At 69.2% G+C, this 26827-nt stretch carries 17 protein-coding genes and 1 pseudogene; 13 read left to right on the plus strand and 5 right to left on the minus strand.

Features of this window, described 5'->3' with window-relative positions; all coding sequences use genetic code 11:
- Positions 1 to 10: 10 nt before the first annotated feature.
- Together V7060_RS01745 and V7060_RS01750 are read right to left on the minus strand one after the other, a co-directional pair.
- Positions 11 to 496 carry a hypothetical protein gene (locus V7060_RS01745; RefSeq protein ID WP_334177538.1) on the minus strand — a complete coding sequence of 162 codons (486 nt, stop codon included), beginning with the start codon at positions 494 to 496 and terminating at the stop codon, positions 11 to 13.
- Positions 497 to 521: 25 nt separating this feature from the next.
- On the minus strand, positions 522 to 1031 hold the full coding sequence (locus V7060_RS01750; RefSeq protein WP_334177539.1) for a hypothetical protein: 510 nt from the start codon (positions 1029 to 1031) through the stop codon (positions 522 to 524).
- A gap of 68 nt (positions 1032 to 1099) precedes the next feature.
- On the opposite strand from V7060_RS01750, the gene V7060_RS01755 reads away from it, so the two are divergent.
- Together V7060_RS01755 and V7060_RS01760 are read left to right on the plus strand one after the other, a co-directional pair.
- Positions 1100 to 3259: a bifunctional (p)ppGpp synthetase/guanosine-3',5'-bis(diphosphate) 3'-pyrophosphohydrolase gene (locus V7060_RS01755; RefSeq protein WP_334177540.1), complete on the plus strand. Its 2160-nt coding sequence runs from the start codon at positions 1100 to 1102 to the stop codon at positions 3257 to 3259.
- Between the two features lie 17 nt (positions 3260 to 3276).
- Positions 3277 to 4869: a hypothetical protein gene (locus tag V7060_RS01760; protein ID WP_334177541.1), complete on the plus strand. Its 1593-nt coding sequence runs from the start codon at positions 3277 to 3279 to the stop codon at positions 4867 to 4869.
- Here V7060_RS01760 and V7060_RS01765 read toward each other — a convergent pair.
- Entirely contained in the window at positions 4866 to 6956 is a 2091-nt protein-coding gene (locus V7060_RS01765; protein ID WP_334177542.1) for a glycosyltransferase, read from the minus strand. The two genes, V7060_RS01760 and V7060_RS01765, sit on opposite strands and share 4 nt — an antisense overlap.
- A 95-nt stretch (positions 6957 to 7051) precedes the next feature.
- Here V7060_RS01765 and mrcB point away from each other — a divergent pair, with 95 nt between their 5' ends.
- From mrcB to tsaB, 4 genes and pseudogenes are all read left to right on the plus strand, one after another.
- Positions 7052 to 9460: a penicillin-binding protein 1B gene (mrcB, locus tag V7060_RS01770; RefSeq protein WP_334177543.1), complete on the plus strand. Its 2409-nt coding sequence runs from the start codon at positions 7052 to 7054 to the stop codon at positions 9458 to 9460.
- 5 nt (positions 9461 to 9465) lie between these two features.
- Positions 9466 to 9891: pseudogene (locus V7060_RS01775) on the plus strand (hypothetical protein); the annotation flags it as partial.
- Positions 9892 to 10111: 220 nt separating this feature from the next.
- Positions 10112 to 12160: an ATP-dependent DNA helicase gene (locus V7060_RS01780; protein WP_334177544.1), complete on the plus strand. Its 2049-nt coding sequence runs from the start codon at positions 10112 to 10114 to the stop codon at positions 12158 to 12160.
- A gap of 54 nt (positions 12161 to 12214) precedes the next feature.
- Entirely contained in the window at positions 12215 to 12958 is a 744-nt protein-coding gene (gene tsaB / locus V7060_RS01785) for a tRNA (adenosine(37)-N6)-threonylcarbamoyltransferase complex dimerization subunit type 1 TsaB (protein WP_334177545.1), read from the plus strand.
- Between the two features lie 12 nt (positions 12959 to 12970).
- Here the strand turns inward: tsaB and V7060_RS01790 are convergent, their stop codons facing one another.
- Complete coding sequence (locus V7060_RS01790) at positions 12971 to 13846, minus strand: TonB family protein (protein ID WP_334177546.1); 876 nt, start codon at positions 13844 to 13846, stop codon at positions 12971 to 12973.
- Between the two features lie 2 nt (positions 13847 to 13848).
- Positions 13849 to 14796 carry a glutathione synthase gene (gshB, locus tag V7060_RS01795; protein WP_334177547.1) on the minus strand — a complete coding sequence of 316 codons (948 nt, stop codon included), beginning with the start codon at positions 14794 to 14796 and terminating at the stop codon, positions 13849 to 13851.
- Positions 14797 to 15041: 245 nt separating this feature from the next.
- On the opposite strand from gshB, the gene V7060_RS01800 reads away from it, so the two are divergent.
- From V7060_RS01800 to V7060_RS01830, 7 genes are all read left to right on the plus strand, one after another.
- Positions 15042 to 15443 carry a response regulator gene (locus V7060_RS01800; protein ID WP_055940451.1) on the plus strand — a complete coding sequence of 134 codons (402 nt, stop codon included), beginning with the start codon at positions 15042 to 15044 and terminating at the stop codon, positions 15441 to 15443.
- A gap of 53 nt (positions 15444 to 15496) precedes the next feature.
- On the plus strand, positions 15497 to 16027 hold the full coding sequence (locus V7060_RS01805; protein WP_296282780.1) for a chemotaxis protein CheW: 531 nt from the start codon (positions 15497 to 15499) through the stop codon (positions 16025 to 16027).
- A gap of 33 nt (positions 16028 to 16060) precedes the next feature.
- Positions 16061 to 18097, plus strand: a complete 2037-nt coding sequence (locus tag V7060_RS01810; RefSeq protein WP_334177548.1) for a methyl-accepting chemotaxis protein — start codon at positions 16061 to 16063, stop codon at positions 18095 to 18097.
- Positions 18098 to 18187: 90 nt separating this feature from the next.
- Positions 18188 to 24220 (plus strand): Hpt domain-containing protein, encoded by a 6033-nt coding sequence (locus tag V7060_RS01815; protein WP_334177549.1) that lies wholly within the window; start codon positions 18188 to 18190, stop codon positions 24218 to 24220.
- Positions 24213 to 25445: a chemotaxis protein CheB gene (locus V7060_RS01820; RefSeq protein WP_334177550.1), complete on the plus strand. Its 1233-nt coding sequence runs from the start codon at positions 24213 to 24215 to the stop codon at positions 25443 to 25445. Before V7060_RS01815 ends, V7060_RS01820 begins: the two co-directional genes overlap by 8 nt.
- Positions 25446 to 25455: 10 nt before the next feature.
- Entirely contained in the window at positions 25456 to 25926 is a 471-nt protein-coding gene (locus V7060_RS01825) for a chemotaxis protein CheW (protein WP_334177551.1), read from the plus strand.
- Positions 25927 to 26034: 108 nt separating this feature from the next.
- Positions 26035 to 26775, plus strand: a complete 741-nt coding sequence (locus V7060_RS01830; RefSeq protein WP_334177552.1) for an AraC family transcriptional regulator — start codon at positions 26035 to 26037, stop codon at positions 26773 to 26775.
- The last annotated feature ends 52 nt before the right edge of the window (positions 26776 to 26827 follow it).

Raw genomic sequence — 26827 nt, forward strand, 5'->3', positions numbered from 1 at the left:
ATCGCGCGCGTCAGTCGGCGCGCTGTACCTTGGGTCGCGGGTTGTGTCCTTCGACCTGCAGGTACCAGCCGCTGATCTTGCCGGGCGATACCACGACCTTGGCGTTGCCGAGCGGCTTGCCCGCGTAGTACTCGCCATCGATGACGCGCCAACGCTGGCCGTTCTCCAGGGTGAATACCGTGCCGCGCGACCAGCCGCGCAGGTCGCCCGTCAAGGTGCTGGTCACCGGGTCCAGTCCGTTGCCGCCGAACAGCGTGCCGGTCACGCGTGGGCCGTCGTCCCGGTGCTCCTTGCGGACCTCGTCGACGACGGCCTTCCTGTCTTCATCGAGCAGGGTGTTGAGCAGCGCGAGCTGTTCGCCGCTCAGTTGATCCAACCCGGTGGCTTTCATCTGCCCGGCGGTGAGGCGTTTTTCGATGGCGACGTATTCGCGTGCCTGAAGCGGCAGGGCGGCCGCGAGCAGGGCGGCGAGCAGGAGGGTTCGGATCGGGCGCATGGATGTCGTTTCCTCGGGAATGGCGTCACTTGATGCGGCGGACGGGAGCGGCGGTGTTGTAACCGTCGATCTTCATGAACCAGGTGTTTCCGAAGCGGGACGGCGTGATCTTCACGACAGGATCCGTGCGGCGCACGCCGGCGAGCGAGGCGGACTCGACCTGTTCCCACACCTGGCCGTTGGCCAGCGTGTACTGGCGCCCCTTCGCAAAGCCGTTGAACGCGCCGACGATGGTGCTCGCGATGGGTTCGGCCGTACCGAAGTCGAAGAAGCCGCGGGTTTCCTGCTCGACTTCCTTGCGGCCTTCCTGCTTGGCCTGCGCCACCGCTTGCGCCGTCTGCTGGCCCACCCGGTTTCGCAGCCAGGCATCCAGCGCGGCGAGCTCGGCAGGACTCAGCTTGTCCAGGCCGGCGGCCTTGAACTCGCTTTCGCTCATCGCGTCGCGCAGCGGCTCGAGGGGCGGATTCTCCTGCCCGATGGCGCACGTGGACACGGCCACCAACGCGATGGATAGAAACAAGCGGCTCATCTTCATGGTTGTTCCCGCAGTCGACTGGCCGGTAGTGTAGTCATTCCGGCGGCGCTTGGCCGTCCCTGGTTTCCATGATGGTTCCCCCGGTCCACGACATCGCGACCCTGCTGCAACGGCCGTCGCTCGACGCGCTGCCGGCGGCGTGGCGTCGTGCGCTGTCGGACGCGGCGTCGGCCAACGCGGCCGGAGACGGCATGCCCGATCCGATCGATGTGCTGGCGGACACGCTCGATACGCTCGCCACCCTCGGCGCGGACGGGGAAGTGGTGCTGGCGGCGATCCTGCATGGACTGCCGGGCGTGCAGTCCGCGATCGCCGGCCAGGTCGGCAGACAGGTGCCCGGACTCGTCGATCTGCTGGAAGGCCAGGTCGCGGCGGCGCAGGTCTGGGCGCTGCATGCGGAGCAGACCCGCAGCGTCAACACCGAGGGCCTGAGGCGCCTGTTGCTGGCGATCGTGCGCGACCTGCGCGTGGTGACCATCCTGCTGGCCCGGCAGCTGGCCCGGATGCGCGCCGCCGGTGCGCTGGCGGAGGGCGAACGCCAGGCGCTGGCCAGGCTGACGCGCGACATCCACGCACCGCTGGCGAACCGGCTGGGCATCTGGCAACTGAAGTGGGAACTGGAAGACCTCGCCTTCCGTTATCTGCAACCGCAGACGTACAAGCAGATCGCCACGCAGCTGGACGAGAAGCGGGTCGGCCGCGAGCGCTACATCGGTGCAGTCATTGGCGCGTTGCGCGATGGCCTGGCCGCGCATGGCATCGCCGCGGATGTCAGCGGGCGGCCGAAACACATCTACAGCATCTGGCGGAAGATGCAGCGCAAGCAGGTCGGTTTCGACGAACTGTACGACCTGCGCGCGGTCCGCATCGCGGTCGACGACGTCGCCGCATGCTATGCCGCGCTCGGCATCGTGCACGCGCTGTGGGTGCCCATTCCCAGCGAGTTCGACGATTACATCGCACGCCCGAAGGCCAACGACTACCGTTCGCTGCATACCGCCGTGGTCGGTCCGGAAGGCCGCACGCTGGAAGTGCAGATCCGCACGCACGAGATGCATGCGCAGGCCGAGCTGGGCGTGGCCGCGCACTGGAAGTACAAGGAAGGCAAGAGCGGCGGCGACGCGTTCGACCGCAAGATCGCCTGGATGCGCCGGCTGCTGGACGGCGCGGCCGACGGCGCCGGCGGCGAGGGTGCGCTCGCGGGCGAACTGGATGCGGAACTGGTGGAGGACCGGGTCTATGCGCTGACGCCGAAAGGCGAGGTGGTCGACCTGCCGCAGGGCGGTACCGTGCTCGATTTCGCTTACCACGTGCACACGATGGTGGGCCACCGCACGCGTGGCGCGAAGGTCAATGGCCGCATCGTGCCGCTCAATCATGTGCTGCGGAGCGGCGACCGTGTCGAGATCCTGACCTCGAAGGAACCCGAGCCGCGCCGAGACTGGCTGCTGCAGGCCAATGGTTTCCTGGCGAGTGGACGTTCGCGCGACAAGGTGCGCGCGTGGTTCCACAAGCTGGATCGTGCGCGCAACCTGCAGGCCGGCCGCGAACTGCTGGAAAAGGAGCTGAAGCGGCTCGGGTTGCACCACGCCGACCTGACGGGTGCGGCGAAGAAGTTCCATGCCGACAACATCGAGGAGCTCTATATCCAGGTCGCGCTGGGCGACGTGGGTCCGCACCAGGTCGGGCGCGCGCTGCATGAAGAGCAGCGTGCGGCCGCGGAACCGGAGGCCGCGACGCTGCCGGTACGGCGGCCGCCGCGCAAAGTCGCGGCGCCCGGCAAATCCAAGTTCACGGTGCAGGGCGTGGGCAACCTGCTGGTGCAGCTCGCGCGCTGCTGCCAGCCGGTGCCGGGCGAACCGATCGCCGGCTACCTGACGCGCGTGCGTGGCGTTACGGTGCATCGCGCCGACTGCACGGCCTTCGCGCGGCTGGCCGCTACCAGTCCGCAGCGCGTGCTGCCGGTGGAATGGGGGCAGGCGGGTGGTGGCTATGAGGTCGACGTGCAGGTCACGGCGCTCGATCGCAAGTGGCTGCTCAAGGACATCACCACGCTGATCGCACAGGAAGAAGCCAACGTGCTGGACATCAACAGCCAGGGCAACCGCGCCAGTGGCCGCGTCCACCTGCGGTTGCGCCTGAAGGTGGCGGACTTCGGCCAGCTGTCCACGCTGCTGGGAAAACTCGATGCATTGCCGGGTGTGGAAGACGCGCGACGTTCAGGCTGACTGGGTATGCTGCGGACGTGACCGGCGAAGACCACCACGACGACGGACGGGGCCGCCGCATCGAACCGCGCATCGACTGGACGCGCGCCGGCGCGTCCGGCGACACGGCGCCTCGTGCATCGGTCCCGGCGTGGCGCGACCGCAGGCATGTGCGCTGGGTGGCGGTGGTCGCCGTCGTTTTCATCCTCCTCGTCGTGGTGCTGCGGCAGCCGCTGGCCGACAGGTTGTGGCCGCAGACGCGCATCCAGGCGCTGCTGGACCAGGCCGACACAGCGCTCCGCAATGGACGGCTGGATGCCGCCGATGGCAGTGGCGCACGCCAGCTGTACGAAGCGGCGCAGGCGCTGGACACGGACCGGACCGAAGCTGCGGACGGATTGCGTCGCGTGGCGCTGGCGGCGCTGCGATCTTCCGGGGACGCGCTGCAGGCGAACCGGTTCGAGGAAGCGCGCACGCATCTCGCGCTGGCGCGTGACCTGCAGGTACCCCGGGCGCAGGCGGACGCGCTGGCCGCGCGGCTGAGGGCGCGCGAGGCCGAGCATGCCGGCATCGACGACGTCCTCCAGGCAGCGACGCAGGCACATGCGGCGGCGCGCCTGTGGGGTAGCGAGGACGCGGCGCTGCCGCTGTACCAGCGCGTGCTGGCCTTGCAGCCGACGCGCATCGAAGCGCTGGAGGGCAGGGAGGATGCCCTGTCCGACCTGCTGCAGGAGGCGGATGCGCAACTGCGGAGCGGCGAACTGGGTGAAGCGGCCACGCGGATCACGGCGGCGCGCATGTTCGATCCGGGGCATGTCGATCTGCCGCAGGCCGAGGCCGCGTTGACCGAGGCCCTGGCTGCACGGCGGCGCATGGCGGCGCGGGATCTGGCGCGCGGCCGATTGGCCACGGCGCGCACCGCCTACGAGGCGGTGCTGGCGGCGGCGCCCGACGATGCGTCGGCACGCCAGGGGCTGGAACAGGTCGGCATTGCGCATGCCAGCCAGGCGGAACGCATGGCAGGTGATTTCGATTTCGAACGGGCGCAGCGCGAACTGGACATCGCGCGTGCGCTGGCACCGCGGTCGGTGCGCGTGGCGCAGGCCGAACAGGCCGTGGCGCGCGCACGCGAGGCGCGGCAGCGGCGAGATGCGACACCGCTCGTCACCCCGCGTGAGCGAGACCGGCGTGTCGGTGCGCTGCTCGCCCGGATGGCGCAGGCCGAGGCACAGGGCAACTGGCTGACCCCACCGGGCGAAAGCGCCTACGACACGCTCCGCGCAGCGCAGGCGCTTTCGCCTGACGCCGCGGCCGTGAAGCAGGCCGCGATGCGCCTGCTGCCCGCCGTCCGCCGCTGCTACGAAGACGAACTGCGCGCCAATCGCATCCGTCGCGCGCAAGCCTGCCAGCAAGCCTGGCAGACCGTGCAGCCACGCGATCCCGCACTGCCGGATGCCCGCCGCCGGCTGGCGGAAAAATGGATCGCGGTGGGAACGGAGCGCCTGGGTGCGGGCGACCTGGCGTTCGCGGCACAGGCCCTGCAGGAGGCGCGTCGGCTGGATGCGGCGGTGCCGTCCCTGGTCGATTTCGAAGGCCGCGTGCGCACGGCGCAGGCCGCGCCCACGCCCTAGCCGAAGACCTTGCGGACGGTGTCGCGCGCGGCATCCATCGAGAAGTGGCGTGCGATGTTCTCGCGGCCGTTCGCCGACAGTCGCGCCCACAGGCCGGCATCCTCGTACAGCCGCAGCACGGCATCCGCGAACGCGCCGGCATCGTCGGCCATCATGACGTCGTGACCATCGGCGAGGTGCATGCCTTCGCTCGCGCACGACGTCGCCACGACCGGCTGGCCGTGCGCCATGCTGAGGTTGACCTTGCCCTTGACGCCGGCGCCGAAGCGCAGCGGCGCGATCGCCACGCGCACACCGTCCATGTACGGGTCCAGATCGACCACGTGTCCGTGCACCACGATGCCGGGCTGCGCCTGCAGGGCCAGCACCTCGCTCGGCGGCGCCATGCCGATGCAGTGGAAGCGGATATCGGGTAGCCGTGCGCGGATCAGCGGAAAGATCTCCCGGCCGAACCACAGCACGGCATCCACGTTGGGGGGATGGCGGAAGCCGCCGACGAACACGAGGTCGCGGCGTTGTTCGAACGGAAGTCCCCCATCCGCCAGCACGTGCAGGTTCGCCAGCACCTCCACCTGCATGTCCGGCAGCAGCGTTGCCAGCATGTCGCGCTCGGTGGGGCTGACGACCAGCGTGATGTCCGCCTGCTTCATCAATGCCAGCTCGCGCGCGCGCGTCCGCTCGGCCGCACGACGCAGGCCTGCGTCGTTTGCGAGTTCGGCACCGCGCATCTCGCGCAGGAAATGCAGGTCGACCGTATCGAACATCATGCGTGCCTGCGGCGCGAAACGCCGGACCAGTGGCAGGAACTCCGTGGCGACATAGTGGCGCGACACCATCACCACGTCGAACCGGTGGCCATGTTCGCGCAACCACGCGGAAGGGCGTCCCGCGAACGGGGCCTGCCACACTTCGATGCCCCGCTGGCGCAGCCGCACGGTGTCGCCTCCCGCATGGCGCAGGTCGGCGGGCAGGAACACCACATGGGCGCCATCGTCGACCAGCATCGTCATCAGGTGGGTCAGGCGCAGCGACGCCGAATCGTGCTGCGGCCGCGGCGTTTCAGCATCGATGACCAGCACTTGCCTGCTGCGCACCACCGACCCTGCGGTCGGCACGTCGCCTGCCCGCAGCAGGCCTGCGAGCGCATCTTTCCATTTGGCGGCGAACACGCCGCGGTTTCGCAGCTGGTATGCCTTGGCACCACTGCCGGTGTCGGTGCCGGAGGTGATGCCCTCGAGATGCACCACGCGCGACGCCGGCTGGTACAGGACCCGATAGCCACGGGCGCGGATCGCGAAGGCGAGGTCCGTGTCTTCGTAGTAGGCCGGTGCGTACCGGGTATCGAAGCCGCCCACGTCGCGGAACAGGGATGCGGGAACGGCGATCGCCGCGCCGGAACAGTAGTCCGCATCGCGCACGCTGGCATAGCGTGGATCGTCGGGCGAGTCGAAGCGGCCGTAGTTCCATGCAGTGCCGTCATCGAAGACCACGCCGCCGGCTTCCTGCAGGCGCCCGTCGGGATAGACCAGTTGCGCACCCACCAACCCGACCTGCGTGTGCGCATCGAACGTGTCCAGCAACGCATCCAGCCAGCCGGGCTGGGGCACGGTGTCGTTGTTGAGGAGGACGAGGAAGTCGCCCTTCGCCATCGCCGCGCCATCGTTGCAGGCGGCGATGAAGCCGCCGTTCGCGGCGCGTCGGTGGTAGCGAAGCCCGGCGATCTGCGCCATCCATTCGCCGGTCTCGTCGGTCGAGCCGTCATCGACGACGATGACTTCGCACATCGCGGCCGGCGGATGTTCCGCGATGGCGCGCAGGCAGGCGAGCGTGTAGGCCGCCTGGTCGTAGACCGGGATCACGATGCTGGCGCGTGGCGTGGCACTGGCCGGTACCGAGAACGGCGCGAACGGTCCGCCAGCGGGAAAATACAGTGGCTCGGAGATCGGCGGCGCGCGGCGCGCCAATTGCCGTCGCACGCGTGCCCAGGTGGGGCCGAGGCCGCGCGTGCGCAGGCTGGCCAGGCCGCGCCGGACCAGGCCGCGCATGCGTTCCAGCATGAAGCGCACGTCGGCCCACGACATCGACATTCCGTTGCAACTCCAGCTGAGCAAGGGGGAAATGGGCCGGGCGCACCCTCGGTGGCTGCGCTAGACTCGCCCGAATTCCCATTGTCGCATCCCCTGTGGCCCGCAACGACTACGACGACGAAGCACTGGACGAAGACGACATCGACGACGGCGACGGTCCCGGCTGGCGGCAGCGCCTGCTGACGTGGGGCTTGGCCGCGGTGGGCCTGGGCCTGGGATTCCTGATTCCGTACACGCTGTACCTGAACCACCAGGTCACCGAGCGCTTCGGTGAACTGCGCTGGCAGATCCCCACGCGCGTGTATGCACGCCCGTTGCAGGTCGCGCCGGGACTGGCGATGGATGCGCAGACGCTGAAGACCGAACTCGATGCGGCCTCGTACCGCGACGACGGCACCGGGACGGGTCCCGGTACCTATGCGCGCGAGGGCGGTCGCTTCACCATTTCCAGTCGTGGGTTCGTCGATGTCGATGGCAAGGTGGCGCCGCGCCGGATCGAGGTGAGCGTGTCCGGCGGGCGCATCGCCGTCGTCCGCGATCTGGGACGCAAGCAGAACCTGAAAGCGGCACGGCTGGATCCGGCCCGCATCGCCACGCTGTACGGACAGAAGCAGGAAGAACGCCGGCTGGTGCGGCTGGAGGAAGTGCCGGAACTGCTGGTGACCGGCCTGCAGGCCGTGGAGGACCGCGACTTCAAGGACCACCACGGCATCGACCTGTCGGGCATGGTGCGCGCGGCATGGCTGCTGCTGAAGTCCGGCGGCGATACGCGCCAGGGCGCCAGCACGCTGACCCAGCAGCTGGCGCGCAGTGGCCTGCTCGGCATCGGCAAGGAACAGACGCCGACGCGCAAGTTCAACGAGATCCTCTACGCGCTGATCCTGGAAGCGCGCTACGACAAGCGCACGATCCTGGAGGCGTACTTCAACCAGGTGTACCTGGGACAGCGCGGCAGCCAGGCGATCCATGGCGTGGCGGCGGGGTCGGAGTTCTGGTTCGGGCGCGACCTCGACAGCCTGACCACCGAGCAGATCGCGCTGCTGATCGGCGTGGTGAAGGGCCCCTCGTACTACGACCCGCGCCGCAATCCGGAGCGCGCGAAGCAGCGTCGCGATTACGCATTGCTGAAGCTGCACGAAACCGGCCTGATCGATGATGCCGAGTACGCGCGCGCGCGCGCTGCGCCGCTGGGCGTGACCAAGACGCCGGGCATGGCGGCCGCCAACCGTTTCCCTGCCTACGTGGATCTGGTCCGCCGCCAGTTGGCGCGCGACTATCCCGAAAGCGCGCTGCAGGGTGCGGGCCTCAGCGTGCTGACCGGCATGTCGCCGTCGGCGCAGGCCTATGCGGAAGCCTCGGTCACGCGCACGATCAAGGCACTGGAGAACAAGCGCAGGCCGCCGCTGCAGGCCGGCATGGTGGTGACCGACGTGCACGACGGCGATGTGCTGGCCGTGGTCGGCAGCCGTAACGTGTCCGAGGTCGGCTTCAACCGCGCGGTTGAAGCGCAGCGGCCGGTCGGCTCGCTGCTCAAGCCCTTCGTCTACCTGCTCGCGCTGGCGCAGCCCGACCAGTATTCGCTGGCCTCGTGGGTCGACGATTCGCCGGTGACCGTGCAACTGGGGAAAAACCGACGCTGGACGCCGGAGAACGCCGATCGCCGCAGCCATGGCACCGTGCGGCTGGTCGATGCGCTGGCGCGTTCGTACAACCAGGCCACCGTGCGCGTGGGGATGAAGGTCGAGCCGGACCGCCTGGCGCAACTCATCCGGGTGCTGGCCGGCATCCAGGCGGAGCCGAATCCGGCGTTGATCCTGGGTTCCACCGACCAGAGTCCGTACGCGATGGCGCAGCTGTACCAGTTCCTCGCGTCCGGTGGCGAGATCCAGCCGCTGCACGCGGTGCGTGGCGTGCTCGATCCCGACGGCAAGCTGCTCAAGCGCTACGACAAGACGCCGGCGCCGGCCCAGGAAGGCGATTCCATCGCCGCCAACCTCATCACGGTGGCCTTGCAGCAGGTGGTGTCGAACGGCACCGGGCGGCAGCTGGTCGGCGACGGCCTGGGTCGCCTGCAGTCCGCCGGCAAGACCGGCACCAGCAACGATGGCCGCGACAGCTGGTACGCCGGCTATACCGGTGACCATCTGGCCGTGGTGTGGATGGGCAATGACCAGAACGAACAGACCGGCCTCTATGGCGGCACCGGCGCGATGCGCGTCTGGTCGGGCCTGTTCTCGCGCCTGCCGAGCGCGCCGCTGAAGGTATCCGGCAAGGGCCTCGACTGGCAGTGGGTGGTCGCGTCCAATACGACGGACGCCAGTTGTCCCGAAGCCCGCCAGCTGCCGTTCGTGACCGGTTTCGCGCCTGCGTACGCGCCCTGCGTGGTCGAACAACCGCCTGCCGAAGGCGGCGAACAGGAAGGAGGGGGCTGGCGCAGCTGGTTCGGCCTGGACCGCAAGGAAGAACCCGCCCCGCCGCCGGAACCCGCGCCACAGCAAAGATGACCATCATGAAGTACGCCTCTCCCGTTCTCCTGATCCTGTTGGCCGGCTGCGTGTCCGCCCCGGCCCCCGAAACGCCCGTCGCGCGCGATCCGGTGACGCCGGAGCAGCGCGTCGCTGCCATCCATGCCGCTGCCGGTGCCGACGATCGCGAACTCGCCGTGCAACCGCTGCGCGATCCGCAGGTCGAGGACCTGCGCGAGACGGCGCAGCAGGCGCGGACGTCGCGCGATTTCGCCAAGGCGGCGGACGCGTTGAACCAAGCCCTGCTGCTGGTCCCGGAGGATCCTGCCGTCCTGCAGGAGCGGGCCGAAGTCGCCATGCTGCAAGGCGACTACGCGCGTGCCGACACGCTGGCGCAGCGCGCGTTCCAGTTGGGTTCGCAGGTGGGTCCTCTGTGTCGCCAGCACTGGGAAACCGTGCGCCAGGTGCGCCAGCATGACTTCGCCATGCAGCAACCCCTGCCCGCACGCCATGCGCCGGAGGACGCCGCGCAGCATGCCGTACGCGCCGCGGCCCTGCAGACGGCGATTGCCGATGCGGAGGGCAAGCGCGATGCCTGCACCGTGCCGGTGATCGAGCGCATGTGACGCGGATGCCGCGTCCGTTGCGACGCGGTACCCTTGTCGCTGCACGCCGCCTTCCGTTTTCCCGATGTCACAACTAGCCCAGGCCAGCCGCGATGCCCTCAGCGAGGGCGGTGCGCTGGCGGACCGCCTCGATGCCTTCGCCCCGCGTGACGCCCAGCAACGCCTGACGGCGGCGATCGCCGATGCCTTCGACGCGCGCGACGTGCTGCTCGCCGAGGCCGGCACGGGCACCGGCAAGACCTTCGCCTATCTGGTGCCCGCACTGCTGTCCGGGCTGAAGACCATCGTCTCCACCGGCACGCGCGCGCTGCAGGACCAGCTCTACCATCGCGACCTGCCGCGCGTGCGCGATGCGCTGGGCGTGGCCGGGCTGAAGTCCGCGCTGCTGAAGGGGCGGAGCAACTACCTGTGCCGCTACCGCCTCAACCAGGCCAAGGGCGATCCGCAGGCACTGCGCACCACGTTCACCAGCCGAGAGCAGGTGGACCAGTTCCAGCGCATCGTCGCGTGGGGCGGGCGCACCCAGTTCGGCGACATGGCCGAACTGGCCGCGCTGCCGGACGATTCGCCGATGCTGCCGCTGGTCACGTCCACCATCGACAACTGCCTGGGCAGCGAATGCCCGTTCTGGGACGACTGCTTCGTCGTGCAGGCACGCCAGCGCGCGCAGTCGGCGGACATCGTGGTGGTCAACCATCACCTGCTGCTCGCCGACCTGGCGTTGAAGCAGGAGGGCTTCGGCGAAATCCTGCCGGGCGCGCAGGCGTTCGTCATCGACGAAGCGCACCAGTTGCCCGAACTGGCCGCCAACTTCTTCGGCGAAGGCTTCGGCATGCGGCCGTTGCAGGAACTGGCGCGCGACAGCCTGGCCGAGTGCAAGGACGTGGCCGGTGCGCTGTCGTCGCTGCAGCCACCGGTGCGTGCGCTCGAACAGGCCTTGCGCGAACTGCGCGCCGCGATGGAAGGCGTGCCGCCACGCGGCACGCGCGAACGCTTGCTGGCGAAGCCGGACGTGGCGGCCGGCTTCGAGGTGCTTGCCGGTGCGCTGGCCGATCTCGGCGCCGCGCTCACTCCCTTGGCGGAGACGTCGCTGGGACTCGAAGCCTGCACGGCCCGGGCGAAGGAGTTCGGCACGCGACTGTCGCGCTGGTACGAACCGCCTGCGGTCGCGGGCGCGTTCGATGACGGCGCCGTTCCGGCCGACGGGTCCAGTGATGTGCTGTGGTACGAACTGACGCCGCGCGCGTTCCGCTGCCAGCGCACGCCACTGGATGTGTCGGGTCCACTGCGGCAGCACCGCGAGCAGTCGCGCGCGGCATGGGTATTCACCTCCGCCACGCTCGCGGTGGGTGGGCGCTTCGACCATCTCGCCGTGCGGCTGGGCCTGGACGATCCACCGACGCTGCTGCAGCCCAGCCCGTTCGACTGGCCGCAGCAGGCGCTGTGCTACCTGCCTGCCGGCCTGCCCGATCCGAATGCGCCTGGCTACGGCCAGGGGCTGATCGCGGCCTTGCGGCCGGTGCTGGAAGCATCGCAGGGACGTGCGTTCCTGTTGTTCGCATCGCACCGCGCATTGCGCGAAGCCGCCGATGCGCTGCGCGGTGGACCATGGCCGTTGTTCGTGCAGGGCGAAGCGCCGCGCGGCACGCTGCTGCAGCGCTTCCGCGAATCCGGCAACGGCGTGCTGCTGGGCGCGGCGAGTTTCCGCGAAGGCGTCGACGTGGTCGGCGATGCGCTGAGCGTGGTGGTGGTGGACAAGCTGCCGTTCGCGGCGCCGGACGATCCGGTGTTCGAAGCGCGACTCGAAGCCGTGCGCCGTGCCGGCGGCAATCCGTTCCGCGACGAACAGCTGCCGCAGGCGGTGATCGCACTGAAGCAGGCGGTGGGCCGGCTGATCCGCAGTGAGACCGACCGCGGCGTGCTGGTGTTGTGCGATCCGCGCCTGACCGGCAAGCCCTACGGCCGCGTGTTCCTTGACTCGCTGCCGCCGTTCCGGCGCACGCAGCGCGTGCAGGACGTGCAGCGCTTCTTCGGCGCCGAGGTGGACGACGAAGCCCTGGCGCCGGCGCGCGCCAGGGACTCGGACGACTGGTTCGCCGATGCGCGCTTCTGATCGCCGCCGCGTCGCAACGTTTAAGCTAGCGACCTCGTTCTGCCTGTCCTGCCCATGAAGCTGCTTGCGTTCGAAACCGCCACCGAAGCCTGTTCCGTCGCCGTTTACGTCGATGGCGAGGTGCGCGAGCGCTTCGAGATCGCGCCGCGCCGCCACGCCGAACTTGCGCTGCCGTGGGCGGAACAGCTGCTGGCCGATGCCGGCGTCGCGCGCACGCAGCTCGACGCCATCGCGCTGAGCCGCGGCCCCGGCGCGTTCACCGGCGTGCGGTTGGCGATCGCCGTCGCGCAGGGCATCGCGCTGGCGCTGGACCGGCCGCTGGTGCCGGTGTCCACGCTGGCCGTGCTGGCGGCGCAGGTGCCGCCGCCGCGCGTGACGGCGGGCGAGGGCGGCTGCGATGTCGGCAGCGCGCATCCCATCCTCGCCGCGATCGACGCGCGCATGGGCGAGGTCTACACCGGGACGTTCGCGCATCGTGGCGACCGCCTGGAGGCCACGTCAGGCGAAACCGTGATCGCGCCGGCCGACTACGTGCTGGCGGGCATCGACGGTGGCTGGATCGGCGTCGGCACCGGGTTCGCTGCCGCGGAGGGTGTGCTGGCAGCACGCCTGCAGGACCGCTTCGCCCGCATCGATGCGAAGGCACTGCCGCATGCGGCCGACCTCACGCGTTTGGCCGCGGATGCGTTCGCGCGGGGCGAGACGGTCGCCCCCGAGCACGTCGAACCGGCCTACCTGCGGAACCATGTCGCGCTGACCCTGGAAGAACAGAAAGCCCTGCGCGCCGCGCGCGCCTGACCGGCGTCCCGGCTACTCGTCGCGCACTTCACCGCCCGGCAGGAAGCGCCAGGTGCGGGTGACGTGCAGGATGTCGACGTTCTCGGCCGTTTCCGGCAGCGGTGGGAATGGCGAGGACAACTGCACGATGCGCTGCGCGGTGGAATCCAGCAGCGGGATGCCGCTGGACTGGATGATGCGCGTCTGCTCGACGCTGCCGTCGCGGCGCACGGCCACGCTGATCACCAGCGTGCCGGACAGGCGCCGGCGACGCGCTTCATCCGGGTAGTTGAGGTTGCCGACGCGTTCCGCGCGATCCACCCACGCGCGCAGGTAATTCGCGTAGACGTATTCCTTGGTGCTGGCCGAGACGAACTTGCGCTTCGGACGCTTGGCGTACAGCTCCGAGCGCAGGTGGTATTCCGCCGCCAGCCTTGCCATCTCGGCGTCGCGCTGCACCTTCTGTTCGCCCTGCGGCAGCTCGGGCTGGTCCGGCTGGGGCCGCGCTTCCGCCACCGGCGCACGCGTGTCGCTGTCGTGCGTGGTCACCACACGGCTCTCGGGCGGCGGCACCGGCGCGGTGGTCTGCGCACGCAGCGGCTGCGGCGCCAGGCCGGTATCCGGCTGCGGGATCCAGCCGGCCTGGCTGTCGCGCGGACGCTTGGCCTGGTCGCTTTCGCCGCCGCCTTCCTGGCTGGCCGCCGCGAGGAAGTCGGCTTCCTTGGGCGTCAGCGGCGTACTGGTCTGGCTGAGGATCACGTCGAGGGTCGGCATCACCGGTGCGGCATCGTCGAGCGCGAAGCCGACGCCCAGCACCAGCAGCCCATGCACGATCAGCGACAGCGCCAGCGTGGCGCCAAGGCGTTCGTTCGCGCCGATCTGCGGCGGAGTGATCGGGACCGCCGACATCGTCAGGCTGCCAGCTTCTTCTCGATCACATCGAAGAGCTGGCCGGCGATGTTCAGGCCGTACTGCGCATCCAGCTCCCGCACGCAGGTGGGGCTGGTGACGTTGACCTCGGTCAGGTAGTCGCCGATCACGTCCAGGCCGACGAACAGCATGCCGCGGCGCTTCATTTCCGGTCCGACCTGCGCGGCGATCCAGCGGTCGCGCTCGCTGAGCGGGCGGCCTTCGCCGCGGCCGCCGGCGGCCAGGTTGCCGCGGAACTCGTCGCCCTGGGGGATCCGCGCCAGGGCGTAGTCGACCGCTTCGCCATCGACCAGCAGCACGCGCTTGTCGCCGTCCTTGATGCCGGGGATGAAGCGCTGCGCCAGGGTCAGGCTGCCATCGCCGATCAGCGTTTCCAGGATGACGTTGGTGTTGGGGTCGCCGGCCTTCACGCGGAAGATCGAGCGGCCGCCCATGCCGTCGAGCGGCTTCAGTACCGCTTCGCCATGCTCGACGACGAAGGCTTTCAGTGCGGCCGGATCGCGGCTCACCAGGGTCGGCGGGCAGCACTGCGGGAAGAGCAGGGCCGCCAGCTTCTCGTTGAAATCGCGCAGGCCCTGCGGGTCGTTGACGATCAGCGCGCCGGCCTGCTGGGCGATGCCCAGTACGTGGGTGTCGTAGAGATACTGGTCGTCGACCGGCGGGTCCTTGCGCATCAGCACGACCTGCCCGGGGCCGAAGGCCAGCTCACGCGCCTCGCCGAGGGTGAACCAGTCCGCCTTGTCGTCCCGCACCGTCAGCGGCGCCACCCGCGCATGCGCCACGCCGTCGCGCAGCGACAGTCGGCCGGGCGCGACATACAGCAGGCGATGGCCGCGCCGCTGGGCTTCCAGCAGCATGGCGAAGGTGGTGTCCTTGGCGATCTTGATGGACCCGATCGGGTCCATGACGACGACGACGTCCAGCGGCATTGGCGGCGGTTCTGTGGGAGGCGCGGGCATGGTATCAGGGCGCGCTCGACCACCGTCCCCGGCGCGGGTGGAACAGCGCGTTTGCAGCGCCGCGGGAAAATTGAGACGTGGTTCGCATGATGCCGTTCAGCGGAGGGGGCCTGAAGCACGCTGCTTGACAGTGCGCGCCGGGATGGGGGATATAAGCAGCAACGCAGCGTGGCCGGTTCGTCAATGAAGCCACGCGCGCATGGGGAAATCAGGTAATGACGCAGAACGAAGGCCAGGCCGGTGGACTCCACGGCCTACGGGTCATGGTGATCGATGACTCGAAAACCATCCGCCGCACCGCGGAAACCCTGCTGAAGCGCGAGGGGTGCGAAGTCGTGACCGCGACGGACGGATTCGAGGCCCTGGCCAAGATCGCCGACCAGCAGCCGCAGATCATCTTCGTGGACATCATGATGCCGCGACTGGATGGCTACCAGACCTGCGCGCTGATCAAGAACAACCAGGTGTTCAAGTCCACGCCGGTCATCATGCTGTCGTCCAAGGACAGCCTGTTCGACAAGGCGCGCGGGCGCATCGTCGGCTCGGAGCAGTACCTGACCAAGCCGTTCACGCGCGAGGAACTCCTCGACGCCATCCGCGCCCACGTCAGCACCTGAGGGGCTGGCGCCATGAAGATCATTCGCACTGAAGGCACAGGGGGCGGGCGATGATCCGCACACCGTTCGATACGCTGGCCGAATACGAGCGCCGCAGCCTGGCGCACGCCGTGCTGCAGCCGGCGCGCGAGATCGCGCAGGACCAGTACCGTGGCGTCGGTTACCGCGTGGGCAAGCGCCGGTTGATTTCCAACTTCGGGGAAGTGGTGGAAATCGTGCAGATGCCGCCGGTCACGCCGGTGCCGGGGGCGCACCCGTGGCTGCTGGGGATCGGCAACCTGCGCGGCAATCTGTTCCCGGTCGTGGACCTGAAGCAGTTCCTCGAAGGCGAGCGCACCGTCCTGCACGAGGGCCAGCGCGTGCTGGTCATGCGCCAGGCCGGCGGCGACGTCGCGCTGACCATCGACGAGCTGTACGGGCAGCGCAGCTTCCACGAATCGCAGCAGGTCGAGCCGGGGGATCTGGCGGACGGCCGCTACGGGCATTTCATCGATCGCGCCTTCGCCAGCGACGATCAGCGGTGGGGCGTCTTTGCGCTGGGGTTGCTCGCGCGCACGCCCGAATTCCGCCAGACCGCGCTCTGAGCGCGGACGACAAGAACAATCAGGGGTTGAACGATGAGCACTGCGACGGATTCACCTAGCGCCGGCAAGGTCGGCAGTTTCGGCAACAATTTCTGGCTGTTGCTGCTGGCGCTGTCGGTGCTGGTCTTCGGTGCCAACACCGGCGTGGCCACCTACCAGGGCAGTCGCCTGTCGGGCGCGAGCACCGGCGCATCGGACATGCGCGTGCTGTCGCAGCAGCTGGCCAACCAGGGCCGTGAAGCGGTGGCCGGCAACGCAGAGGCCTTCAAGGCGTTCAAGGAGACCAAGCAGTCGGTCGAATCGACGGTCACCGACCTGCAGAACCGCTTCGGCAGCGAAGGCGCCATCTCCGGCCCGCTGGCCAAGCTGAGCGCCACCTGGGCGCCGCTGGGCAAGAACGCCGACCAGATCGTCGCTTCCGAAGCCGCCGTGCTGGCGCTGGCCGGCAACGCCGACCGCTTCGCCACCCAGGTGCCGAGCCTGCAGGCGCAGCTCAATGAAGTGGTGCGCGCCATGTCCGCCGGCGGCGCGCCCTCGTCGCAGATCTACAGCGCGCTGCAGCAGGTGGTGCTGGCCGGCACCATGGCCCGCCGCGTGACCGAAATCCGTGCCGGTGGCGCCGGTGCCGCCACCGCCGGCGACGCGCTCGGCCGCGACGCCGTGCTGTTCGGCCAGGTGCTGGAAGGTCTGCGCGACGGCAACCCCGACCTGGGCATCGCGCCGGTCCGCAACGCCGCGGCGCTGTCGGCGCTGCAGAACTCGCAGACCTTGTGGGCCACGATGAAGAAGGACCTGGACGCGATCCTGGCCAGCTCGCGCAACCTGTTCGCCGCGCAGTCGGCCGCCGCCGCACTGACCAACGGCTCCGGCCAGATGCTCCAGGACAGCACCAACCTGTTCCAGGCGTTCTCGGCGTTCGGTTCGGTGCGCGACACGCGCCTGTTCCCCAATTTCTGGCTCGGCATCGCCTCGGGCATCGCGGCGCTGGTCTCCATCATCGGCCTGTTGTGGTCGCTGTACCGCACCCGCCAGCGCGAGCAGGAAATGCGTTACCAGACGCAGGTGGAATACAACAGCCGCAACCAGCAGGCGATCATGCGGCTCCTGGACGAAATTTCTTCGCTGGGTGAAGGCGACCTGACGGTGAAGGCCTCGGTGACCGAGGACATGACCGGCGCCATCGCCGACGCCATCAACTACGCCGTGGACGAACTGCGCAACCTGGTGACCACGATCAACGACACCTCGGTGCAGGTGGCGGCGTCGACCCAGGAAACCCAGGCCACCGCGCTGCAGCTGGCGGAAGCCGCCGGCCACCAGGCCGACCAGATCACCACTGCGTCCGACCGCATCAGCGAGATCGCGACCAGCATCGACCAGGTGTCGAAGAACTCCACCGAGTCGGCCGAAGTGGCGCAGCGCTCGGTGCAGATCGCCACCGAGGGCGCCGGCGTGGTGCGCGAGACGATCCGCGGCATGGACCAGATCCGCGACCAGATCCAGGAAACCTCCAAGCGCATCAAGCGCCTGGGCGAGTCCTCGCAGGAGATCGGCTCGGTGGTGGAACTGATCAACGACATTTCCGAACAGACCAACATCCTGGCGCTCAACGCGGCCGTGCAGGCGGCCTCGGCCGGCGAAGCGGGCCGCGGTTTCGCGGTCGTGGCCGACGAAGTGCAGCGCCTCGCCGAACGCACCTCGGGCGCGACGCGCCGCATCGAATCGCTGGTGCAGACGATCCAGGCCGACACCAACGAGGCCGTCAGCTCGATGGAGCAGACGACCGCCGAAGTGGTGTCGGGCGCACGACTGGCCGAGGACGCCGGTACCGCGCTGGGCGAGATCGAGCGCGTGTCGAACGACCTGAACAATCTCATCAAGGGCATCTCCGGCGCCGCGCAGCAGCAGTCCGCGGCGGCACTGGACATCACCCAGACGATGGGCGTGATCCGCCAGATCACCTCGCAGACCTCGCTGGGCGCCGGCCAGACCGCCGAGTCCATCGGCCACCTGGCGCAGTTGGCCGCGGACCTGCGCCGCTCGGTCGCCGACTTCAAGCTGCCGGGCTGAGGACGGGACGCACTGCATGAACTTCCTACGCCATCCCGCCCGCCTGCAGCACGGGGCTGACGGTCCCGCCGTCGCCGCGGGAGCACGCCCATGAGTGCGCTGCGCGAAGCCATGAGCCACGCCGTGCTCGGCTGGGTGAAGCCCGAACTCGACGAGACCCTGCGCCTGGTCCGCCAGGAGATCGAGGCCTTCGTCGAAGCCCCCGCGGACACCAGCCGCATGCGCTTCTGCGCCGGTTACCTGCACCAGGTGCAGGGCACGCTGCGCATGGTGGAACTGTACGCGCCGGCGATGGTGGCCGAGGAACTGGAACTGCTGGCCAAGGCATTGCAGGACGGCAGCGCGGGCGACCGCGACGAAGCCTGCGCCACGCTGATGCGCGGCGCCGTACTGCTGCCGGACTACCTGGAACGCCTGCAGGAAGGCCATCGCGACATTCCGATCGTGCTGTTGCCGCTGCTCAACGAAATCCGCGCCTCGCGCGGTGCGCCTGGCCTCAACGAGAGCATGCTGTTCCCGCCGGGCGGCCGCGATGACGCGGCACCGAGCGAAGCCGAGATCGACCACGCGCGCAGCAGCCTGAGCGGCCGCAACCGCGAACTGCTCGACACCGTCGGCAACGCGGTGAAGGAAGAACTGCTGCGGGTGAAGGACGCGCTGGACCTGCACCTCCGCACGGGCAGCGACTCGCAGGAACTCGAATCGCAGGTCACCGAACTGGGCAACGTCGCCGATACCCTCGGCATGATGGGCCTGGGCGTGGCGCGCGACGTGGTGATGCAGCAGCGCGACACGCTGCGCGAGGTAGTGGCCGGTACGCGGCCCGCCGACGAAGGCACGCTGTTGGACGTGGCGGGCGCCCTGCTGTACGTCGACGCGTCGCTGGACGACCAGGTCGCACGGCTGGGCAGCGGTGGCGATGCCGCGCCCGATCCGAGCGCGGCCGAATCGCAGCGCACGGTCGAAGTGCTGGCACAGGAAGCCATCATCAATTTCGCCGGGGCGCGCGAGCGCTTCGTCGCCTTCATCGAAACCAACTGGGACCACGCCGAACTGGCGGATGTCCCGCGCCTGCTGGACGAGGTGGCGGGCGCGCTGCGCATGCTCGAACTCGGCCAGGCCGGCGACTACGTCGTCGGCGTGCAGCGCTACGTCAGCGGTGAGCTGATCGGCAAGAAGCGCGTGCCCGGCGGCCAGCAGCTGGACACCCTGGCCGATGCGATGGCCAGCCTCGAGTACTACCTGGAAGCGCTGCGCGAGCGGCGCCCCAACCGCGAGGATATCCTCGAGATCACCCGTGGCAGCCTGGAAGCCCTGCGTTACTGGCCATTGCCACAGGAAGCCGCTGCGCCGGTCGAAGCGTCCGTCGCCGAAACGCCGGTCGGCGAGCCTGCGCCGGTCGCCGAAACCCCGGCCGCGCGAGCACCGGACACCATGGCCGACGCGCCCGCGCCGGTCTCGTTCGGCGCGCTCTCGCTCGAGCCGGTGGACGCCGCGCCCCCACCACCGTCGAACACCGGTGCGAATCCGTTCGACCCGGTGGGCTTCGAAGAAGACAGCGCCGACGCACCGGCAACGTTCGACGCGACGATGCCTGCATTCGACCTGCCGGTCGACGCCGGCGACAGCGCGGCGATCGAAGCGCCCGGCGAAGCCGCCGACGCGTCCGCGCCCGTCGTGGAGGCCGAGGTGCTGCCTGACCTGCGCCACGAGATCGCGGCCGCCGCCGCGGCCATGCCGTCCGCCATCGTGGGTGGTTTCGACGGCGAGAGCACGGATATCGACGACGACATCCGCGAGGTGTTCCTCGAGGAGTTCGACGAAGAGATCGTCAATCTGCGCCAGTTGCTGCCGGCCTGGCGCAGCAATACCGAAGAGCTGGAACGCCTGCGGCCGATCCGCCGCGTCTTCCACACGCTGAAGGGCAGCGGCCGCCTGGTCGGCGCCAGGACCCTGGGCGAGTTCAGCTGGCGGGTCGAGAACATGCTCAACCGCGTGCTCGACCGCACGCATGCACCGAGCCATGCCGTCGAAGTGCTGCTCGAACAGGCCTGCGACACGCTGCCGCAACTCAATGCCGCCCTGCGCGGCCAGGGCAGCGTCACCGCCGACCTGGCCGGCCTGCAGGACGTGGCCGACCGCCTGGCGGCGGGCGAGGACGCGTACTACAGCGTGGAGCCGGTGGTGCTGGACGAAGACGCCGAGTTCATCGAGCCGCTGTCCACGGCGACCGTGCCGGTTGTCGACGATGCACCGGCCGTGTTCGAGCCGGAAACCGAAGGCACGCCCGCGTCCGTCGACGCGGTGCTGCGCGAGATCCTGGAAGCCGAGGTCGACAACCATCTCGACACCGTGGACCACTGGCTGCAGAAGGCGCAGGTCGAACCCACGCCAGTCGGCGAGGACCTGCTGCGCGCCATCCATACGATGAACGGCGCGCTGGCGATGGCCGACGTGCCGGAAATCACCCACGTCACCTCGCCGGCGGAACAGTACGTCAAGCGCCTGCTGGCGGCGGGCGAGACGCCGACGCCGGAAGGCGTCGCCGCGCTGGCGGACACCGCGCAGGCGATCCGTCGCAGCGTTGCCGCGCTGCAGGCGCCTTCGCCGCGTATTCCGGTGTTCGCCGCACTGGCCGGCCAGTTGCGTGCGCTGGGCGACAGCCTGCCCGATCTGCGCCATGGCGCGCAGATCGTGGACGACACCCAGCAGGGCACCTACGTCGGCCAGACGCCGACGAGTGCGGGGCCGCTGGTTCCGTCCGACATCGAACTATTGGCGATGGACCTGTCGGCCTACCTCGACAGCGAAGCCGCCAACGGCGCGGGCGATATCGCCTCGACCGGTACCGCCGGCGCCGCCCGCCCTGAAGAAACCCCGGTGTCCCCGGCGGAGGACAGCGCGACGACCGTATCGTCGGCCGATGAAGCCACCGCCGAGCAGGACGCCGCGGCGACGGCCGACCAGAGCGTGACGTTCTACGACATCGATTACCGCATCCTGCCGCGCACGCAGGCGCCGGGCGCGGACGCGGACGCCGCGGCGCCGTCGAGCGAAGAAGCGCTCGAGGCCGGGACGCACGTCGAACTGGAAGATGCCGTCGTCACCGGGGCCGAGGTCAACGCGGATGTGGCCGAGGCCGCTTTGCCGGCGAACGAAGCGGACGTCCTTTCCGGGGCGGACGCCAGCGACCAGGTTTCCGAAGCAGCGAGCTTCAGTGCCGAGGACGATGCGCTGGTGGTCGACAGCGACCTGCCTGCATTCCTCGCCGAGACGGATGCCGCATCGCCGGTGGACGCTGTCGATGGCGGAGCGGTGGCCGAAGAAGACCTGTCCGTGGTGGCTGATGACGTCGCCGCGCAGGCGGAGCCGGTGTCCGGCGACTCGCCGGGCGTCGATGCGGTCGAGCCGGAAATCGCCGGAACCGTCGACCTTGCCGAACATGCCGAAGAGATCGAAGCGTCCGCCGCGACGACCGAAGAAGACATCGTCGTCGAGGAAGAACCCTCCCTCGCTGTGGATCACGCGTCCGACGTCGAGACGGCGTCCATCGACGAGGCCGATATCCCGTTGCCGCTCGACACCGTCGCGATCGAGGACGCAGCGCCGGAACCGTCCATGGCCGACGACATCGTCGATGCTGCGGAGGTTGTGGAAACCGTGGATGTCGTGGAGGCACCCGATGCGGAGCAACCCGCATCGCTGGACATCGAAGCCGTTGCCTCCGTCGCAGTCGAGGAGTCTGCCGTGACCAGTGCATCCGCCGACACGCCGGAGCCGGAAGAAGCCCTCGACCTGACCGGGCTTGACCTGGACCTGGTCGAGATCTTCATCGAGGAAGGCAACGACCTGCTCGACCACTCCGACGACCTGATCGCGCGCCTGCGCGATACGCCCGAAGACCGGACGCTGGTCACCGGCCTGCAGCGCGACCTGCATACGCTGAAGGGTGGCGCGCGCATGGCGGGCATCCACGCCGTCGGCGATCTCGGCCACGCGATCGAATCGATGCTGGAGTCGATCGCCGGCCAGCGCACCGAGCTGGACCGTCGCGCCATCCAGTTGCTGGAGCGCGGCTTCGACACGCTGCACGCGCAGCTCGCCCGCGTCACCGCGCGTCGTGCCGTCTCGATCCCGGACGGCATGGTCGCCGAGTTCAACGCCCGCGCCCGCGGCATCGAATTGCCCGACGCGCCGGTCGTCACCGATGCGCCTGCCGCACCGGTCGAACTCGCGCCGCTGTCGGCGCCGATCGAGACCGACGCGGCGGCTGCGGCTGCACCGGTCGAGGAAGAGTTCTTCCCCGTCGGCCAGCAGGAGCAGGTGCGCGTCCGCGCCGACCTGCTCGACCGTCTGGTCAACAACGCCGGCGAAGTCGCGATCTACCGCGCCCGCCTGGAACAGCAGCTGGGCGCGTTCCGCGGTGCGATGGCGGAACTGGACCGCACCAACATCCGCATGCACGACCAGCTGCGCCGCCTGGACCTGGAAACGGAGGCGCAGATCGTCGCCCGCTACCAGCGCGAGCACGACAAGCAGGATCCGACCTTCGATCCGCTGGAACTGGACCGCTTCTCCACGCTGCAGCAGCTCAGCCGCGCGCTGGCCGAATCGGCCGCCGACATCAGCGGCCTGCAGGGCGTGCTGGACGACCTCGCGCGCCAGTACGACAGCCTGCTGCAGCAGCAGTCGCGCGTCAGTTCGGAACTCCAGGACGGCTTGATGCGCGCGCGCATGCTGCCGTTCGAGGGCATCGTGCCACGCCTGCGCCGGGTGCTGCGCCAGGCCGCCACCGAGACGCACAAGCAGGTCAGCCTGCAGTTCTCCGGGACGCACGGCGAAATGGACCGCAACGTGCTGGACCGCATGACCGCGCCGCTGGAGCACCTGCTGCGCAACTCCATCGCGCATGGCCTGGAAACGCCGAAGGAACGCCGCAAGGCCGGCAAGCCGGAAGAGGGCACCGTGCACGTCGCGCTGCGTCGCGAAGGCTCGGAAATGGTGCTGGAGGTGTCCGACGATGGTGCCGGCCTGAACCGCGACGCCATCCGCAAGCGCGCCGAACAGCGCGGCTTGCTGCAGCCGGGCGCCGTGCTGCCCGACGGTGCGCTCGACCGCCTGATCCTGGAACCCGGCTTCAGCACCGCCGACAAGGTCAGCCAGCTGGCGGGCCGCGGCGTGGGCATGGACGTGGTGTACAACGAAGTGCGCCAGCTCGGCGGTTCGCTGGAAATCAGCTCGGTGCCGGGCAAGGGCGCCACGTTCACCCTGCGCCTGCCGCAGACGCTGGCGGTCAGCCAGGCGGTGTTCGTGCAGATCGGCGAAACGCAGTTCGCGGTGCCGGTGGCGGCGGTCAGCGGCATCGGCCGCATCAGCCACGCCCGCTTCAGCACCGGCGCCGGCAGCTACCACTACGCCGGCGAAGACTATCCGCTGTACAACCTCGGCCACCTGGTCGGCCAGGGCGCCGCCAAGGCCGAAGGCCAGCCGCAGGTGCCGTTGCTGCTCATCCGCTCGGGCGACCTGCGCGCCGCCGTGGCGGTGGATCAGGTGCTCGGCAACCGCGAAATCGTGGTCAAGCCGGTGGGTCCGCAGATCGCCTCGATCCCCGGCATCTACGGCGCCACGATCACCGGCGACGGCAGCGTCGTGGTGATCCTGGACGCCGCGCCGCTGGTGCGACGCCACCTGGCGCAGCCGCAGGAACCCGCGCAGCAGGCGCCGGCGGTGGAACAGCGTCGCGTGCCGCTGGTCATGGTGGTCGACGACTCGCTGACCATGCGCAAGGTGACCAGCCGCGTGCTGGAGCGCCACAACTTCGAGGTCACCGCCGCACGCGATGGCGTCGAGGCGCTGGAAAAGCTGGACGAGCGCGTGCCCGACCTGATGCTGCTCGACATCGAGATGCCGCGCATGGACGGTTACGAGCTGGCGACTGCGATGAAGGCCGATCCGCGCTTCAAGGACGTGCCCATCGTGATGATCACTTCGCGTACCGGCGACAAGCATCGCCAGCGCGCCTTCGACATCGGCGTGCAGCGCTACCTGGGCAAGCCGTACCAGGAGCTCGACCTGATGCGCAACGTGTACGACCTGCTGGGAATCGCCCGTGTCCGTGAGTGAAACCAAACGCGTCGCCCTGCTGGCGCGCCCGGGCGAGGCGCGCGAGCGCCTGCGCGTGGCGCTGCACGAAGCCGGCGCCGACATCGTGCTGGAAGACGACCCCAATGCGCTCGATGCCGATGCGCTCGGCAACAGTGCGCCGCAGGTGGTGCTGGTGGCGCTGGAGCCGGCCATCGAGGACAGCCTGGAGCGCTTCGACCGCGTGCTGCACGATCCCGCCGTCGCGGTGATCTTCGACGAGGCGGAACTGGCCGCGCGTCGCCAAGGCTGGGAAGCGCAACGCTGGGCCCGGCATCTGGCCGCCAAGCTGCATGGCCACCGCGACGTGCTGCCGCCCGGCCGCGAAGAGGATGTCGGGCTGCAACTGGAGCCGGGACTGCCGGTGACGCCCGCACAGCTGCACGAGGGCGCCGAGATTTCGCTGCACCTCGAAGAAGCCGCCGACATGGCGTTCGAACTGCCGAGCGACGACTTCGCGTACACCGGCGGCCTGCCGGCGCGCCATGTGGACGCGCACGTCGTCGATGCGGACGACTGGCTGAGGTCGGCCACCGTGCAGGACGGATCGCCGGCTGCGCCCGTCGTGCCGCCACCGCTGCCCGAACCACCGCCGCTGCCGGCCACGACGTCCGCGTCGACGTTCGATCTGTCGAACCTGGAACTGGAACCGCTCGATGGCGGCGGTGTCGCGGCGTCGGCGCGCGCGCAGGGCGCGGTGCTGGTGTTCGCCGGCATCGGCGGCCCCGACGCGGTGCGCAAGCTGCTGGCCGATCTGCCGACCGGCTTTCCGAAACCCGTGATGGTGCACCTGCGCCTTGATGGCGGCCGTTACGACAACCTGGTCCGGCAGATGGAGCGCGTGGCGCACATGCCGGTCCTGCTGGCCGAAGCCGGCAAGGCGGCTGAAGCGGGGCACATCTACGTACTGCCCGGCGACGTGGTGCCGTTCGTCGATGCCGGCGCCGTGAGTTTCCAGCCCGGCGAGTCGATCCACACGATGATCACGCAGCTGCCGCCCGCCGACAGTGCGGTGCTGTTGCTCAGCGGCAGCGACACCGCGCTGGTGGATGCCGCCGCCGCGCTGGGCAACGCAGGCGCACTGGTCATGGGCCAGTCGCAGGAAGGGTGCTACGACCCGGCGGCGCCGAAGGCACTCGCGGCGCGTGGCGCCGACCTGGGTTCGCCTGCGCAGATCGCGCAGCGTTTGACCGACCGCTGGTTCTGAGGAACACACGATGGCCCATTCCAACGACGAAATCCGCGGCGTGTTGATCCAGGCGGGCGCGTACCGCCTGCTGCTGCCCAATGCCACCGTGGCCGAAGTGCTGACGCGCGCACCGGTCGAACCGGTGGCCGACATGCCCGACTGGCTGCCGGGCCGGATCGACTGGCACGGCTGGCCGGTACCGCTGGTTTCGTTCGGCCGCCTGACCGGCAACGCCAGCGATCCGATCGCGCTGAACAGCAAGATCGTCGTGCTGAAGGCGCTGAGCGGCGACAAGGATCGCCCCTACTTCGCATTGCTGACGCCGTCGTTCCCGCGACTGGTGTCGGTGCCGCGCGACGGCCTGCTGGCCGACGCAACCGAGGAAGACCTGCCGGTCGGAGTGAAGGTCCGGGTACTGCTCGGCGACGAAGCCGCCGTGCTGCCCGACCTGGAAGTCGTCGAAACCATGATCGGCGACGCGCTGGCCAACGCGGCCTGACGTTGGCATCACCATCCCTCGTCTGCACGCCAGGCGCGCACGGGCTACCGCTCCATACCGGTAGGCTCGATTGCAGCCATAATTAAAATTCCGTGCAGTAGGCTGCCCATGTACTCGCCAGCTCCCGATGGCTTCTCAATTCGTGGATCGGCCGTGCGCTATACAGAGATCCCACCCGACGACGACTTGTCTCACGTTGTCCATTGTTTCTGGGAGCTGCGAACGCTGGCAGTGTTGCCGCAGAACTTCCACTACCATGCGCTGCCCGACGCGTGTGTGAACCTCCTGTTTAATTTGGCCGATACAGAAGTTGCCGGCGTCACTGCGCTACACACTGCGGCCACGACACTCGACTTGGGTACATCGTTTCACTATGCAGGCGTGCAGTTCTATCCCGGGGTGTGGCAAGGGGACCGGAACGAGATTTCAAACCGGTACGTAGGCACGCCGTACAGGGGTTCGTTGCCGCTGGTGCCTACAGGTCGGCGACTCGTCGGCCTCGAACCCGAGGACATGGTGGGTGTGCTAGCGGGCCTTGTGCGCTGGTGCATGGCGCGCGGGCATGTCCGCGCGAATGCCCTCACCGCGCGCATTCTTTCTCGTCTCAATGCGATCCGGTCGGTGGCAGATATGGCGGCGCTGGCAGGGCTGTCTTCTAGGCAGCTGCAGCGCACTCTTAAGCAGAGCACTGGCTTCGCGCCGCACGATCTGCTCAAGGTGCTTCGTCTGCAGCAATCCTTCCGAAAGCACTATCTCGACCTTTATGCCGACCAGGCTCACTTCACCCATGCTTTCAGGCAGGCCATCGGCTACACCCCTGCGCGATACCGCAAGCGTTTCGCTGTCTGATCCATACAAGACCACGCAACGTGAGGGCGCTAGTCTTACCGCCAGACTTGCA

It is taken from the genome of Pseudoxanthomonas sp. (assembly GCF_036845285.1).
Taxonomy (GTDB): domain Bacteria; phylum Pseudomonadota; class Gammaproteobacteria; order Xanthomonadales; family Xanthomonadaceae; genus Pseudoxanthomonas_A.

Coding starts and splice junctions, on each gene's coding strand:
- V7060_RS01745 (WP_334177538.1), bottom strand. CDS start 496: ATGCGCCCGATCCGAACCCTCCTGCTCGCCGCCCTGCTCGCGGCCGCC.
- V7060_RS01750 (WP_334177539.1), bottom strand. CDS start 1,031: ATGAAGATGAGCCGCTTGTTTCTATCCATCGCGTTGGTGGCCGTGTCC.
- V7060_RS01755 (WP_334177540.1), top strand. CDS start 1,100: ATGATGGTTCCCCCGGTCCACGACATCGCGACCCTGCTGCAACGGCCG.
- V7060_RS01765 (WP_334177542.1), bottom strand. CDS start 6,956: ATGTCGATGTCGTGGGCCGACGTGCGCTTCATGCTGGAACGCATGCGC.
- V7060_RS01780 (WP_334177544.1), top strand. CDS start 10,112: ATGTCACAACTAGCCCAGGCCAGCCGCGATGCCCTCAGCGAGGGCGGT.
- tsaB (WP_334177545.1), top strand. CDS start 12,215: ATGAAGCTGCTTGCGTTCGAAACCGCCACCGAAGCCTGTTCCGTCGCC.
- V7060_RS01790 (WP_334177546.1), bottom strand. CDS start 13,846: ATGTCGGCGGTCCCGATCACTCCGCCGCAGATCGGCGCGAACGAACGC.
- gshB (WP_334177547.1), bottom strand. CDS start 14,796: ATGCCGCTGGACGTCGTCGTCGTCATGGACCCGATCGGGTCCATCAAG.
- V7060_RS01800 (WP_055940451.1), top strand. CDS start 15,042: ATGACGCAGAACGAAGGCCAGGCCGGTGGACTCCACGGCCTACGGGTC.
- V7060_RS01810 (WP_334177548.1), top strand. CDS start 16,061: ATGAGCACTGCGACGGATTCACCTAGCGCCGGCAAGGTCGGCAGTTTC.
- V7060_RS01815 (WP_334177549.1), top strand. CDS start 18,188: ATGAGTGCGCTGCGCGAAGCCATGAGCCACGCCGTGCTCGGCTGGGTG.
- V7060_RS01825 (WP_334177551.1), top strand. CDS start 25,456: ATGGCCCATTCCAACGACGAAATCCGCGGCGTGTTGATCCAGGCGGGC.
- V7060_RS01830 (WP_334177552.1), top strand. CDS start 26,035: ATGTACTCGCCAGCTCCCGATGGCTTCTCAATTCGTGGATCGGCCGTG.